Raw genomic sequence first — 14,681 nt, 5'->3', positions numbered from 1 at the left:
GGGTACCCGTTTTCCGGCCCGCCGAAGCGGGAAAGTCAGTGGTTGTCGCGGGGAATTCCCTTCGTCTTCGCGATCCGCTGGTACGCCACGGCGGGGCGCAGCACCATGCCGTCGCACAGCTGGTCGACCATCGACCGCTGGATCTCCTGCCACGGCGTCTGGGACTCGGGCACCGGGTAGCCACCCGACTCGGCGAGTTCCTTGTGCCGCAACGCGAGTTCCTCGTCCGGGATCAGGACGTCCGCGGTGCCGGCGGTGAGGTCGATCCGCACGCGGTCGCCGGTCCGCAGCACGGCGAGCCCGCCGCCCGCGGCGGCTTCCGGAGAGGCGTTGAGGATCGACGGCGACCCGGAGGTGCCCGACTGGCGGCCGTCGCCGAGGCACGGCAGCTCGTGGATGCCCCGCTTGATCAGCGCCGCCGGCGGCCGCATGTTGACCACCTCCGCCGACCCCGGGTAGCCGAGCGGGCCGGTGCCGCGCATCACGAGCAGCGAGTGCTCGTCGACGCCGAGGCCGGGGTCGTCGATGCGGGCGTGGTAGTCCTCCGGCCCGTCGAACACCACCGCCGTGCCCTCGTAGACACCGCCGGCCAGATAACGCCGCCGGAACTCCGGCGAGATGACGCTCGACTTCATGATCGCCGCGTCGAAGAGGTTGCCGCGCAGCACGAGGAACCCGGCGTCGGGCACGAGCGCGGTCTCAAAAGTCCGGATGACGTCCCGGTCGCCGGCTTCGGCGTCGCGGCAGTTCTCGCCGAGGGTGCGGCCGTTGACCGTGGGCGCGTCCTCGTGGACCAGCCCGTGGCGCATCAGCTCGTGCACCACGGCCGGGACACCGCCCGCGCGGTGGAACTCCTCGCCGAGGTACTTGCCCGCGGGCTGCAGGTCGACCAGTAGCGGCACCTCGTACCCGAGCCGCTGCCAATCGGCCAAGGGCAGGTCGACGCCGATGTGCCGGGCGATGGCCCCGAGGTGGATGGGAGCGTTGGTCGAACCGCCGATCGCGGAGCTCACCACGATGGCGTTCTCGAACGCCTCCCGCGTCAGGATGTCCGACGGCTTGAGGTCTTCCCGCACCAGCTCGACGATCCGCAGCCCGGTGCGGTAGGCCATCCGGGCCCGGTCGCGGTGCGGCGCCGGGATGGCCGCGCAGCCGGGCAGGCTCATCCCCAGCGCCTCGGCGAGCGCGTTCATCGTGGACGCCGTGCCCATGGTGTTGCAGTGCCCCGGCGACGGCGCGGACGACGCGACGAGCTCCATGAACCCGGCGTCGTCGATCTCGCCGGCGGCGAGCAGCTCCCGCGCCTTCCAGATGATCGTGCCGGACCCGGTGCGCTCGCCGTTGTACCAGCCGTTGAGCATCGGGCCGCCGGACAGCACGATGGCCGGGATGTCGACGGTCGCGGCGGCCATCAGGCACGCCGGGGTGGTCTTGTCGCAGCCGGTGGTGAGCACGACGCCGTCGATCGGGTAGCCGTAGAGCGTCTCGACCAGGCCGAGGTAGGCGAGGTTGCGGTCGAGTGCGGCGGTCGGGCGCTTGCCGGTCTCCTGGATGGGGTGCACCGGGAACTCGATGGCGATCCCACCCGCCTCGCGGATGCCTTCGCGCGTCCGGTCGGCCAGCTGCAGGTGGTGCCGGTTGCAGGGGGTGAGGTCGGAGCCGGTCTGCGCGATCCCGATGATCGGCTTGCCGGACTGCAGCTCCTCGCGGGTGAGGCCCCAGTTCATGTACCGCTCGAGGTAGAGGGCGGTCATGCCGGGGTCGGCGGGGTTGTCGAACCAGGCTTCGCTGCGCAGTCCCATACCGGCCAGTCTGGCACCCGAGCGCCCCAATGTGGCGTTCGGTGCGTCCAGCGCACCCAATGTGGCGTTCGGTGCGTTGGACGCAACCAACGCCACATTGGGGCGCTTGAGACTCAGCCGATGCCGTTGAGGCCGATCACCCGGGCGTACCAGTGCGCGCTGCGCTTGGGCGTGCGGCGTTGCGTCTCGTAGTCGACGTGGACGAGGCCGAACCGCTTCGCGTACCCCTCGGCCCACTCGAAGTTGTCCAGCAGCGACCAGTAGAAGTACCCGCGCAGGTCGACGCCCTCCTGAATGGCGTCGTGCGCCGCCCGCAGGTGGGAGTCGAGGAACGCGACGCGGTCGGTGTCGACGATGTCACCGCCGTCGCCGATGACGTCGGGGTAGGCCGCGCCGTTCTCCGTGATGTACAGCGGCACCGGCCGGTAGTCGCGGTGGACCTGCAGCAGCGACTCGGTCAGCCCGGCCGGCTGGACCTCCCAGCCGGAGTCGGTGCGGGGGGCGGCCGGGTCCGGGACGAAGTGGACGTCGCCCGCGCCGACCCATTCCGGGCCCGCCGGCTCGCTGCCCGGCACCGGGCGGCCCGCGACGCGGTAGTCGCGGTAGTAGTTCACGCCGAGCCAGTCGACGTGCGCCGCGATGATCGCCGCGTCCCCGTCCCGGACCACCTCGCCCAGCCCGAACGGCGCGAGGTCGGCGACCAGGTCGTCCGGGTAGCCGCCGCGCAGCACCGGGTCGAGGAACAGCCGGTTCTGCAGGCCGTCGATCCGCCGGGCCGCGTCGACGTCGCCGGCGTCCGCGGGGTCGTGCGGGGCGACCGGGTACAGGTTCAGCGTGATGCCCGCCGGGACGTCCGGGGCGTGCCGCCGGATGATGTCCATCGCCAGGCCGTGGCCCAGCAGCAGGTGGTGCGTGGCGGCCACGGCCGCCGGGTGGTCGGTGCGGCCGGGGGCGTGGATGCCGCCCGCGTAGCCCAGCATCGCCGCGCACCACGGCTCGTTCAGCGTCGACCAGCTGGCGACGCGGTCGCCGAGGCGCTCCAGCGCGGTCTCGGCGTACTCGGCGAACCGGAATGCCGTGTCCCGCGACGTCCAGCCGCCCTTGTCCTCCAGCGCCTGCGGCAGGTCCCAGTGGTAGAGCGTCGCCCACGGCTGGATCCCGGCCTCGAGCAGGCAGTCGACCAGCCGGTCGTAGAAGGCGAGCCCGGCGGCGTTCGGCTCGCCGCCGTCCGGCCGCACCCGCGGCCACGCCAGCGAGAACCGGTAGGCCCCGAGACCGAGCCGGCGCATCAGGCCGACGTCCTCGGAGTACCGCCGGTAGTGGTCGGCGGCCGGTTCGCCGTTGTCGCCGCCCCGGACCGCGCCCGGGCGGCGGGCGAAGACGTCCCAGACCGAGTCGGTGCGCCCGTCGGCCGTCGTGGCTCCTTCCACCTGGAACGACGCGGTGGCGGCGCCCCAGACGAAGCCAGGCGGGAACATCAACGCGGTCTCCGCCCGAACGCTGTCGGGATGTACGGACATGTTCACCCTTTCACGGCACCTTGCATGATCCCGGCCACGATCTGGCGGCCGAGGAGGACGAAGACGATGAGGATGGGGATGGTGGCCAGGGTCGTGCCGGCCAGGACGAGCGAATAGTCGATGTAGTAGCCGCTCTGCAGCTTTTCCAGGGCCACCTGGACGGTGGGGTTGCCGGCGTCCAGCACGACGAGCGGCCACAGGAAGTCGTTCCACGACATCATGAACGTGAACATCGCGAGGATCGCCGCGGCCGGGCGCACCGCGGGCAGGCAGACGTTCCAGAAGATCCGGATCATGCTGCAGCCGTCGACGCGCGCGGCCTCGATGAGCTCGTACGGCAGAGCGTCCACTGTGTACTGCCGCATCCAGAACACGCCGAACGCGGTGACCAGGTTGGGCACGATCACCGACTCGAGGTGACCGGCCCAGCCCAGCTCCGACATCGCGATGAACAACGGGATGATGCCGAGCTGGGTCGGCACCGCGAGCGTGACGACGATGAACACGAACAGCCCGTTCCGCCCGCGGAACCGCAGCTTGGCGAAGGCGAACCCGGCCAGCGACGAGAACAGCACCGTGGTCAGGGTGACCGTCCCGGACACGATGACGCTGTTGGCGAGTGCTTTCCAGAACGGCACGGTGTCGAACACGCGCTGGGCGTTCGCGAAGAAGTTCCCGCCGGGTATGAACGGCGGGATGCGCTCGGTGAGCATCCCGTTGTCGCGGCTGGCCACCAGGAACGACCAGTAGAACGGGAACAGCGAACCGAGCACGAAGATCGCCAGCACGACGTAGGTGGCCTTGCGCGGCTTGCCGAGGGTGGCGACGCTCCTGCGCAGCCCGCCTTGGATTGTCGTCATTTCTTCTTCACCTTCACCGCCGGGTTGTGCGCGATCCGGCCGGTGATGAAGAAGTTCACCAGCGCGATGAGCACGATGACCAGGAACAGCACCCACGCGATCGCCGAGGCGTAGCCGAGGCTCGAGTTCTCGAACGCCATCTGGTACAGGTACAGCGTCACGGTCTGGAACTGGTTGGTCGAGCCGCCGTTGTTCGACCCCGGCATGGCGTCGAACAGCTTGGGCTCGGTGAAGATCTGCAGGCCGCCGATCGTCGAAGTGATGGTGACGAAGACCAGCGTCGGCTTCAGCAGGGGCAGCGTGACGTTGAAGAACCGGCGCCACAGCCCCGCGCCGTCGATCAGCGCTGCCTCGTGCAGCTCCTTCGGGATGGCCTGCATCGCCGCCAGCACGATCAGCGCGTTGTACCCGGTCCAGCGCCAGTTCACCATGGTCGCGATCGCGATGTGGCTGGCGAACCGGTTGGCCTGCCAGTCCACCGGGTCCAGCCCGATGGTCTGCAGCACGCCGTTGATCAGCCCGTACTGCGGGCCGAACAGGTTGGCGAAGATGATCCCGATCGAGACGAGGCTGGCCGCGTACGGGAGCAGGATGCCCACCCGCCAGCCGGTCGCCCCGCGCAGCCGGGCGCCGAGCAGGGCGGCCAGCAGCACCGCGATGATGATCTGCGGGACGCTGGAGAGCAGGAAGATGCTGACCGTGTTGCCCAGCGCGTTCCAGAACTGGGTGTCGGCGAACAGGTCCTTGTAGTTGTCGAGACCGATGAAGTCCGGGTCGTCGCCCCCGGCCTTCCACTTGAACAGCGAGACGTACGCGGTGTAGAGCAGCGGGAACAGGCCGACGATCCCGAAGACGATGAAGAACGGCGCGATGTACAGGTACGGCGAAACCTTGACGTCCCACCGGCTCAACCGGTGACGGAAGGTGGGCCGGGGAGACACTCGCTCCCCGGCCTTACTCCCTTCTGGCGCGACCTTGTCGATGACGGTCATCGGTTCAGCGCGTGATCTTCTTCGCGGCTTCGACCATCTGGTTCCAGCCGTCCGCGGCCGACTTGCCCTGTTCGACCGCCTTGAGGGCCGGGCTCGACGCGTTCTCCTGGATCTGGCCGTCGCCGGGACCCTTGTACTGCGGCTTCTGGACCTTCTTGGCCTGCTCGGCGAACAGCTCGCCGATCTTGGCGCCGCCGAAGTACGCGTCGGTCTGGCTCAGCAGGGCCGGGTCGGTCAGCGCCTTGACCTGGCTGGGGAAGTTGCCCTTGGCCTGGAACGCCTTGATCTGCTGCTCCGGCGCGGTCAGCCACGCCGCGAGCTCGGCCGCTTCCTTCGGGTGCTTCGACTGCGTCGGCACGGTCAGGTACGACCCGCCCCAGTTGCCGCCGCCGCCCGGGAACGCCGCGGTGACCGCCCACTTGCCGGAGTTCTCCGGGCCCGCCTGCTCCTTGATCACGCCGAGCATCCACGACGGGCACACCTTCGTGGCGAACGCGCCCTGCTTGAAGCCGGTGTTCCACTCGGGGCTGAACGCCGTGAGCTTGGCGGACTCGCCCTTGGCGACCGCGTCGGTGACCTTGGTCCAGGCGTCCTTGATGCCCTGGTTGCTCTCGACGGCGAGCTTGTCGTCGTTGGAGATGTAGCCCTCGGGGAGCTGGTTGACCATGGCGTTGAAGTTCTGCGCGGCCGAGTCGAACCAGGCCTTGCCGCCGGTCTTCTTCACGTAGTCGGCCCCGGCCTGGAAGTAGCTGTCCCAGGTGGCGAACAGCGGCTTGACGGCCTCGGGGTCGGTGGGCAGGCCGGCGTTCTGGAACATGTCCTTGCGGTAGCACATGGCGAGCGGGCCGATGTCGGTGCCGTAGCCGATGACCTTGCCGTCCTTGGTCTTGGCGGCGTCGTACTTCCAGCTGAGCCAGCGGTCGGGGGAGGCGTCGGCCGGCCCGATCTTGCTCAGGTCGTTGAACTTCGAGCCCTTGTCGAGGAAGTCGGACAGGTGTCCCTCTTCCAGCGCCGTGACGTCGGCGAGGCCCGAACCGGCGGCCAGCTTGGTGGTGAGCTCCTGGTGGTAGGGCCCGCCCTGACCGGTCTTGCGGTGGGTGATCTTGATGTTGGGGTGCAGTCGCTCGTACTCCGGGATGAGGGCCTCGTAGCCGAACTCGGTGAACGTGGCCAGCGTCAGTTCGACGTGCTCGTTCGGGTTCGCCGCCGCCGGCTGGGTCTGCTCACCGCCCCCGCTGCAGGCCGAGGCGCCGAGCGCCGTCATCGTGATACCCAGTGCCAGGACCAGGCCGTTCCGGATCGTTCTCACGTGTCCAACCACCTTGTTGACGGGAATGAGCGCTCTCACTGCTGGGAGCCGATCTGGGAGCGCTCCCAGGTGTGGCAGAGTCTGCTGGGGGTGCTCACCGGTGTCAAGGGGTCGTAACCGGAGCGTTTCCTGCGAGGAGCGCTCCCGGACATCGCCCTGCGTGACCGTTAAGCTGTCGACGTCCGGGTGGTTGTGGGTGAGCGAGGGCGGTGCCGTGGGGCCTCGAGCAGGGGATGAAGAACGGCCGACGCTGGAAGACGTCGCGGCGTTCGCCGGCGTGTCGCGGTCGACGGCGTCACGCGCGTTGAACGACGACGCGTACGTCAGCGCGGCGGCGCGCGAGAAGGTGCTGGCCGCGGCCCGTGACCTGGGCTATTCCCCGAACCAGGCGGCGCGGTCGCTGGTCACGCGGCGCACCGGGGCGATCGCGCTGGTGCTGTCGGAGCCGGAGGACCTGCTGCTCGACCACTACCGCACCGCCGTCATGAAGGCCGGCTACCGGGAGCTGGCCGACGTCGGCCGCCAGATGGTCCTGATCTTCAGCGACACCCGCGAGGACCTGAGCAAGACCGTGCGGTTCCTCGAGGGCGGGCACGTCGACGGCGCGCTGGTCTTCGCGCCGCACCGGGCCGACCCGCTGCCCAAGGCGCTGCGCCTGCTGCGGATCCCGGTGGTGTTCGGCGGGCAGGCGGCCGGCATCCGGCGCGGCGTGCACGTCGTCGACTTCGACAACGAGGGCGGCGCCCGGCTGGCGGTCGAGCACCTGGTCGCGGCCGGGCGGCGGCGGATCGCCACGATCGCGGGCCCGCTGGACCAGAGCGCCCCGATCGACCGGCTCGCCGGCTGGCGCAAGACCCTCCTCGACGCCGGGCTCGACCCCGCCGACCTGGCCGAAGAGGCCGACTTCACGCTGTCCGGCGGAGCGAACGCGATGTCCGCGCTGCTGGCCAGGCGCCCGGACCTCGACGCGGTGTTCGTCGCCAGCGACATGATGGCGGTGGGGGCGCTGCGCACCCTCGACGCGGCGGGCCGCCGCATCCCGGACGACGTCGCCGTGGTCAGCTTCGACGACAACGCGACCCTCGCCCCGGCCATGAACCCGCCCCTGACGTCGGTGCACCAGGACCCGCGCGAGCAGGTCCACGCGATGGTCGAGACCATGATGCAGCTGCTGGCCGACCAGAACCTGAAGCCGCGGCAGCAGATTCTCCCGGTCTCCCTGGCGGTCCGCGCCTCGAGCTGACCCCGGTGTCCGGCCGGACACGCGTGTCGTCCATCCGGACACGCGTGGCGTCCGGCTGGGTGCGTGCCGGTTTCTCCGGTCGCGATGAACTCCGCGTGTGCTCGGCCGGCCGGCATTGCCCGCTCGGTGGGAGCCTAACCGCCCAGGTGTACACGTTCGGCGCTAAATAACGTTTCAGGCAACCCAGTGTCACTGCCTGACTGCGCCAAACGGGTGATGAGCCCACTATCGATGCGGGCTGTTCAGGAGCGTTCAGTGCGTCGGTGTTCGCCGGACGCGCAGATGTGACATCCGGTCCCGCGGTGTCCTTCTGACTCGATTCTTTACATCCAGGTTTCCGGCTGGCTACCGTCTGCGCCTGGAAGCGCTCCCAGATCGCTGGCTCCCTACGGACAAAGGAGTTCCGCAGCCATGCGTTCCTCTCCTCGAAAGCGCGCGCGTGCGCTGGCACTGGCCTCGGCCGTGCTGGCGGTCACGGGCGCGGTGGTCGCCCCACCCCCGGCGCTCGGCGCCGACATCGCCTGTTCCGTCACCTACACCACCAGCGACTGGGACACCGGGTTCACCGCGAACGTCTCGTTGCGCAACGACGGCGCGCCGTTCGACAGCTGGAAGGTCGGCTGGACGTTCCTCGACGGCCAGAAGGTCCAGCAGGGCTGGAGCGCCACGTTCGCCCAGTCCGGGTCCGCGGTCACCGCGACGAACATGTCCTACAACGGTCACCTCGACACCGGGGCGAGCACGTCGTTCGGCTTCAACGGCTCGAAGGGCTCGGCGAACCGCCCGCCCACGGACTTCTCGGTGAACGGTACGGCGTGCACCGGCGCGAACAAGGCGCCGACGGTCACGCTGACCTCGCCGAGTTCAACCGGCACCTACTACGCCCCGGCGACGATTCCGCTGGCCGCCACGGCGGCGGACAGCGACGGCACGGTGAGCAAGGTCGAGTTCTACGCCGGTGACACGCTGCTGGCCACGGACACGGCGGCGCCGTTCGAGGGCAGCTGGGGCAACGTCCCGGCCGGAACCTACTCGATCACGGCGAAGGCCTACGACAACAAGGGCGCGAGCACGACGTCGAGCCCGGTGAGCGTGAAGGTGCTGTCCGGGCCGACGATTGTCGCGAGCCCGGCGACCGCGCAGGTCAAGCAGGGCGGCACGACGACGTTCGCCGTCTCCCTCGCCGGTGCCCCGACGGCTCCGGTCACCGTCGCCGTCGCGCGGACAGCCGGGAGCACGGACCTGACGGCCGCCCCGGCGAGCCTGACGTTCACGACGGCGAACTGGAACACCCCGCAGAACGTCACGGTCACCAGCGCCGACAACGGGGGAGCGCTGGGCAGCGCGACCTTCACCGCGAGCAGCAGCGGGTACACCGCGGCGACGGTGACGGTGAACGAGATCTCGTCGTCCACTTCGGACTACCAGCTCGCGTTCCTGACGCAGTACAACAAGATCAAGGACCCGAACAACGGCTACTTCCGCAAGTTCGGCAACATCCTGGTGCCCTACCACTCGATCGAGACGCTGATCGTCGAGGCGCCGGACCACGGGCACGAGACGACGTCGGAGGCGTTCAGCTACTACCTCTGGCTGGAAGCGTCCTACGGCCGGGTCACCGGGGACTGGGCCCCGTTCAACCAGGCGTGGACCTCGATCGAGACCTATGCCATCCCGTCGGCGGCCGACCAGCCGGGCAACTCCGGGTACAACGCGAGCAAGCCGGCGACGTACGCGGCGGAGTACCCGAGCCCGAAGTCCTACCCGTCGCAGCTGCAGTCCGGCGTGTCGGTCGGGGCCGACCCGATCGCGGCGGAGCTCAAGGCGGCCTACGGTTCGCCGGACGTCTACGGCATGCACTGGCTGCTCGACGTGGACAATATCTACAAGTTCGGCCACTGCGAGGACGGCACGAACACCGCCCCGGCGTTCATCAACACCTTCCAGCGCGGTTCGCAGGAGTCGGTGTGGGAGACGGTCACCCAGCCCAGCTGCGACATGCTGAAGTTCGGTGGCAAGAACGGGTACCTCGACCTGTTCACCGGTGACTCGTCGTATGCCAAGCAGTGGAAGTACACCGACGCACCGGACGCGGATGCCCGGGTTGTCCAGGTGGCCTTCCAGGCCGAGAAGTGGGCGCAGGCACAGGGCAAGAGCGCCGACATCGCCGCCGTGCTGAAGAAGGCGTCGAAGATGGGCGACTACCTGCGGTACTCGCTGTTCGACAAGTACTACAAGAAGATCGGCAACTGCGTCGGCGCGTCGAGCTGCCCGGCCGGGACCGGCAAGGACAGCGAGCACTACCTGATCTCGTGGTACTACGCCTGGGGCGGTTCGGCCGACCCGTCCAGCTCCTGGGCCTGGCGCATCGGTGACGGTGCGGCGCACCAGGGTTACCAGAACCCGCTGGCCGCGTACGCGCTGTCGGCCGACCCGGGGCTGAAGGTCACTTCGGCGACCGGTGCGACCGACTGGGCGACCAGCCTGGGGCGGCAGATGGAGTTCCTGCAGTGGCTGCAGTCGTCCGAAGGCGGTCTCGCCGGCGGCGCGACCAACAGCTGGGACGGCCAGTACGGTACCCCGCCGGCGGGCACGCCGACGTTCTACGGGATGTTCTACGACTGGCAGCCGGTCTGGCACGACCCGCCGAGCAACCAGTGGTTCGGCTTCCAGACCTGGGGCATGGAGCGGATCGCCGAGTACTACCAGGCGACCGGCGACGCCCGGGCGAAGAAGATCCTCGACAAGTGGGTCCCGTGGGCCATCGCGCAGACCACCATCGGGACCGGCGGGAGCTTCCAGATCCCGTCCGACCTGACCTGGAGCGGTGCGCCGGACACCTGGAACGCCACCAGCCCGGGGGCGAACACCGGCCTGCACGTCTCGGTGAAGAACTACAGCCAGGACGTCGGGGTCGCGGCCTCGCTCGCCAAGACGCTGCTCTACTACGCGTCCGGGTCGAGCAACGCCCAGGCGAAGACGGTCGGGGAGCAGCTGCTGAACGCCCTGTCGGCGAACACCGACGCCAAGGGCATCGCGGTGCCGGAGACCCGGAAGGACTACGACCGGTTCGACGACACCTACAACGCCACCACGGACCAGGGGCTGTACGTGCCCTCGGGCTGGACGGGCAAGATGCCGAACGGCGACACGATCAACTCCAGCTCGACGTTCCTGTCGATCCGGTCGTTCTACAAGAACGATCCCGACTGGCCGAAGGTCCAGTCCTATCTGAACGGCGGCGCCGCGCCGACGTTCACCTACCACCGGTTCTGGGCGCAGTCGGAGATCGCCACGGCGTTCGCCGCGCACGTCGCCCTGTTCGGTTGAGAGGCACTCGATGAAGCGACTGCTCGCTTTGGTGGTCGCCGCACTGGCCGGGGGCGCCGTTCTCACGGCGTCCCCGGCCGCCGCGGCCCCCACCCCCGAGCTTTCACGTGAAAGCTCGGGCCTGGGGACGGAGCTTTCACGTGAAAGCTCCGCAGCAGCCGGCACCGGCACCGGGTTCTGGCACGCCGCCGGTTCCCAGCTGGTCGACGCGACCGGCGCGCCGGTCCGGATGACCGGGATCAACTGGTTCGGTGCCGAGACGGCCAACTACTCGCCGCACGGCCTGTGGAGCCGCAACTACAAGGACATGCTCGACCAGATGGCCGGGCTCGGGTACAACACGCTGCGGCTGCCGTACTCGAACCAGCTGTTCGACCCCGGGTCCAAGCCGGTCAGCATCGACCAGGTGCAGAACCCGGACTTGCAGGGCCTGTCCGGGTTGCAGGTGCTGGACAAGATCGTCGCCTACGCCGGCACCAAGGGCATGCGCGTGCTCCTGGACCGGCACCGGCCGGACTCCGGCGCGCAGTCCCCGCTCTGGTACACCAGCGCGTACTCGGAAAGCCGCTGGATCTCCGACTGGACGATGCTGGCCCAGCACTACAAGGGCAACACCACGGTGATCGGCGCGGACCTGCACAACGAGCCGCACTCGATCCAGGGCGGCGGCGGGGCCTGCTGGGGCTGCGGCGACACCGCGACCGACTGGCGGCTCGCCGCCGAGCGGGCCGGGAACGCCGTGCTCGCGGCGAACCCGGACTGGCTGATCGTCGTCGAGGGCGTCGACTGCGTCAGCGGCACCGGCGACCCGCAGTGCGGCTGGTGGGGCGGCAACCTGTCGGGAGCGAAGCAGTTCCCGGTGCGACTGTCCAAACCGGACAAGCTGGTGTACTCGGCGCACGAGTACGCGACGTCGGTGTTCGCCCAGAAGTGGTTCTCCGACCCCGCGTTCCCGGCGAACATGCCCGCGCTGTGGGACCACTTCTTCGGGTACCTGCAGAAGCAGAACATCGCTCCGGTGCTGCTCGGCGAGTTCGGCACGACGCTCGCCGACCCGCGGGACAAGACGTGGCTGCAGGAGCTGATGCGCTACACCGGCACCGGCCCGACCGGGATGAGCTTCACCTACTGGTCGTGGAACCCGAACTCGGGGGACACCGGCGGCATCCTCAACGACGACTGGACCACGGTCAACCAGGCCAAGCAGGCGATCCTGCAGCCGTACCTGATCCCGCCCGTGGGATCGGGCGGCGGCCCCGGCGACCCGCCGCCCCCGGTGAGCTGCGCGGTCTCCTACCACGTCGACAACACGTGGCAGGGCGGGTTCATCGCGACGGTGACCCTGAAGAACACGGGCGGTTCGGCGCTGAAGAACTGGGCGCTCGGCTGGACGGTGCCCGCCGGCACGCAGATCACCGGCGGCTGGAACGCGACGGTCTCGCAGACCGGGCAGCAGGCGAGCGCCAAGGCCCCCACCTGGGCGCCCGACCTGGCCGGCGGCGCTTCGGTGTCGATCGGCATCCAGGCGACCGGTCCGGCGACCGGCACGCCCAGCGGGTTCGCCGTCGGGGCGACCGCGTGCACCACCTGACCCACCCACCGAAAGAGACTCCACCCACCGAAAGACTAAGGAGCGCACTCGATGAGGAGTGAATTCTGGTCCCCGAAGAGGAAGGCCCGGCTCGCCGTGGCCTCCTCGGTGACGGCCGCGGCGGTCGTCTCGGGGCTCCTGGTGGCCGGCGGCGGTCCCGCCGGCGCCGCGGCCGGTTGCAAGGTGACCTACACGGTCAACCAGTGGGACACCGGGTTCACCGCGAACATCGCGGTGACCAACCTCGGCGACAGCGTCTCGTCGTGGAACGTCGAATGGGACTTCGGCGGCAACCAGCAGGTCCAGCAGGGCTGGAGTGCCGTGTTCAGTCAGAGCGCCAAGCACGTGAGCGCGAAGAACCCGTCGTGGGGCGGGACGCTCGGCACGAACGCGACGGCGAACTTCGGCTTCAACGGCTCGTACTCGGGCACGAACGCCATCCCGGCGTCGTTCTCGCTCAACGGCGTCCACTGCGACGGCACGGTGGGCGGCCCGACCACCACCCCGACGACGCCGACGACCTCCACCACGCCGACCGGCCCCACGAGCACGACCACGACGACGCCGACGGGCCCCACGACCACGACGACCCCGACCCAGCCGGGGACCCACGTGGAGAACCCGTACGCGGGCGCCAAGGGGTACGTGAACCCGGACTGGTCTGGTGAGGTGAGCGCGGCGGCCGCGGCGAAGGGCGGCACGCTGGGTGCGCAGATGGCCAAGGTGGCCAACACCTCGACCGCGGTCTGGCTGGACCGGATCGCGGCGATCGCCGGCACGGCGGATTCGCGGGGCCTGCGCGGGCACCTGGACGCGGCGTTGAGCCAGGCGAGCGGCGGCACGCCGGTGACGATCCAGATCGTCGTCTACGACCTGCCCAACCGCGACTGCGCGGCGCTGGCGTCCAACGGTGAGCTGCAGGTCGCCCAGAACGGCCTGGCCCGGTACAAGAGCGAGTACATCGACCCGATCGCTTCGATCCTTTCGGACGCGAAGTACGCGCCGCTGCGGATCGTGGCGGTCGTCGAGCCGGACTCGCTGCCCAACCTGATCACCAACACCTCGACGGCCAAGTGCGCGGAAGCGCAGTCCAGCGGGGCGTACACCCAGGGCATCCAGTACGCGCTGAACAAGCTGCACGCGATCTCCAACGTCTACAACTACCTGGACATCGCGCACTCGGCGTGGCTGGGCTGGGACAGCAACTTCCAGCCGTTCGTCAACCTGGTCAAGCAGGTGCTGCAGGGGACGACGGCCGGGGTGAACAGCATCGACGGCTTCATCAGCGACACCGCGAACTACACCCCGCTGACCGAGCCGTACCTGCCGGACCCGAACCTGAACGTCGGCGGGCAGCCGCTGAAGTCGGCGACGTTCTACCAGTACAACCCGTACTTCGCCGAGGTTCCCTTCGCCAGCGCGATGTACAGCGCGTTCGTCTCCGCGGGCCTGCCGAGCGGTATCGGCATGCTGATCGACACCTCGCGCAACGGCTGGGGCGGCGCGGCCCGGCCCAGCGGGGCGTCGGGCTCCACTGTGGACACCTACGTGAACTCGGGCCGGATCGACCGGCGGCTGCACCGCGGCAACTGGTGCAACCAGAGCGGTGCGGGGCTGGGCGTGCGGCCCACGGCGTCCCCCGCGGCGCACTTCGACGCCTACGTCTGGATCAAGCCGCCGGGTGAGTCCGACGGCGCGAGCCAGCAGATCCCGAACGACGAGGGCAAGGGCGCCGACCCGATGTGCGACCCGACCTTCCACGGCAGCCAGCAGGCCAACGGTGGCAACCTCACCGGCGCCCTGCCGAACGCCCCGCTGTCCGGCAAGTGGTTCGAGACCCAGTTCGAGCAGCTGGTCCAGAACGCCTACCCGCCGGTGCAGTGATCCGACACCCCGGGCCGGGCGGTGCCGCGCAGCCGCCGCCCGGCCCGGGCTCCACCACGCCACCGCAGCACCGGCGGCGGTCTGTCCCGCCAGGCCCGCCCGCCGGGTCCCGGGCGGGCCCCAGGCCCCCCCGGCCGGACAGCGCGGGGC

The 14,681-nt window shown here is 69.6% G+C and carries 9 protein-coding genes; 4 read left to right on the top strand and 5 right to left on the bottom strand.

Going from position 1 to position 14,681, the window contains the following annotated elements:
• Positions 1-35: 35 nt before the first annotated feature.
• From AB0G28_RS40110 to AB0G28_RS40090, 5 genes are all read right to left on the bottom strand, one after another.
• On the bottom strand, positions 36-1,802 hold the full coding sequence (locus tag AB0G28_RS40110) for an IlvD/Edd family dehydratase (protein ID WP_361102185.1): 1,767 nt from the start codon (positions 1,800-1,802) through the stop codon (positions 36-38).
• A 113-nt stretch (positions 1,803-1,915) separates the two neighbouring features.
• Positions 1,916-3,280, bottom strand: a complete 1,365-nt coding sequence (locus tag AB0G28_RS40105; RefSeq protein ID WP_361102316.1) for a GH1 family beta-glucosidase — start codon at positions 3,278-3,280, stop codon at positions 1,916-1,918.
• Between the two features lie 44 nt (positions 3,281-3,324).
• Positions 3,325-4,182, bottom strand: a complete 858-nt coding sequence (locus tag AB0G28_RS40100; protein ID WP_361102182.1) for a carbohydrate ABC transporter permease — start codon at positions 4,180-4,182, stop codon at positions 3,325-3,327.
• Entirely contained in the window at positions 4,179-5,174 is a 996-nt protein-coding gene (locus tag AB0G28_RS40095; protein WP_361102179.1) for a sugar ABC transporter permease, read from the bottom strand. The genes AB0G28_RS40100 and AB0G28_RS40095 overlap by 4 nt, the downstream gene beginning before the upstream one ends.
• Before the next feature lie 4 nt (positions 5,175-5,178).
• On the bottom strand, positions 5,179-6,483 hold the full coding sequence (locus tag AB0G28_RS40090; RefSeq protein WP_361102176.1) for an extracellular solute-binding protein: 1,305 nt from the start codon (positions 6,481-6,483) through the stop codon (positions 5,179-5,181).
• A gap of 250 nt (positions 6,484-6,733) precedes the next feature.
• Between AB0G28_RS40090 and AB0G28_RS40085 the strand changes: the two genes are divergently transcribed.
• The 4 genes from AB0G28_RS40085 to AB0G28_RS40070 all read left to right on the top strand — a co-directional run bounded on the left by AB0G28_RS40085 (position 6,734) and on the right by AB0G28_RS40070 (position 14,531).
• Positions 6,734-7,726 carry a LacI family DNA-binding transcriptional regulator gene (locus AB0G28_RS40085; RefSeq protein WP_361102313.1) on the top strand — a complete coding sequence of 331 codons (993 nt, stop codon included), beginning with the start codon at positions 6,734-6,736 and terminating at the stop codon, positions 7,724-7,726.
• Between the two features lie 411 nt (positions 7,727-8,137).
• Complete coding sequence (locus AB0G28_RS40080) at positions 8,138-11,056, top strand: glycoside hydrolase family 48 protein (RefSeq protein WP_361102173.1); 2,919 nt, start codon at positions 8,138-8,140, stop codon at positions 11,054-11,056.
• A gap of 10 nt (positions 11,057-11,066) precedes the next feature.
• Positions 11,067-12,647 carry a cellulase family glycosylhydrolase gene (locus tag AB0G28_RS40075; RefSeq protein WP_361102170.1) on the top strand — a complete coding sequence of 527 codons (1,581 nt, stop codon included), beginning with the start codon at positions 11,067-11,069 and terminating at the stop codon, positions 12,645-12,647.
• Between the two features lie 51 nt (positions 12,648-12,698).
• A complete protein-coding gene (locus AB0G28_RS40070) occupies positions 12,699-14,531 on the top strand; it encodes a glycoside hydrolase family 6 protein (RefSeq protein WP_361102167.1) in 1,833 nt (610 codons plus the stop codon).
• Positions 14,532-14,681 lie beyond the last annotated feature (150 nt).

Origin of the sequence: Amycolatopsis sp. NPDC021455, assembly GCF_040640995.1 — a bacterium.
In the GTDB taxonomy this organism is placed as follows: Bacteria; Actinomycetota; Actinomycetes; order Mycobacteriales; family Pseudonocardiaceae; genus Amycolatopsis.
This window is presented reverse-complemented; position numbering and strand designations above follow the sequence as displayed.

What these genes read in the sequence shown, in the direction of transcription:
- AB0G28_RS40075 (WP_361102170.1), top strand. Translation starts at nt 11,067, where the DNA reads ATGAAGCGACTGCTCGCTTTGGTGGTCGCCGCACTGGCCGGGGGCGCC.
- AB0G28_RS40070 (WP_361102167.1), top strand. Translation starts at nt 12,699, where the DNA reads ATGAGGAGTGAATTCTGGTCCCCGAAGAGGAAGGCCCGGCTCGCCGTG.
- AB0G28_RS40080 (WP_361102173.1), top strand. Translation starts at nt 8,138, where the DNA reads ATGCGTTCCTCTCCTCGAAAGCGCGCGCGTGCGCTGGCACTGGCCTCG.
- AB0G28_RS40105 (WP_361102316.1), bottom strand. Translation starts at nt 3,280, where the DNA reads ATGTTCCCGCCTGGCTTCGTCTGGGGCGCCGCCACCGCGTCGTTCCAG.
- AB0G28_RS40110 (WP_361102185.1), bottom strand. Translation starts at nt 1,802, where the DNA reads ATGGGACTGCGCAGCGAAGCCTGGTTCGACAACCCCGCCGACCCCGGC.
- AB0G28_RS40095 (WP_361102179.1), bottom strand. Translation starts at nt 5,174, where the DNA reads ATGACCGTCATCGACAAGGTCGCGCCAGAAGGGAGTAAGGCCGGGGAG.
- AB0G28_RS40100 (WP_361102182.1), bottom strand. Translation starts at nt 4,182, where the DNA reads ATGACGACAATCCAAGGCGGGCTGCGCAGGAGCGTCGCCACCCTCGGC.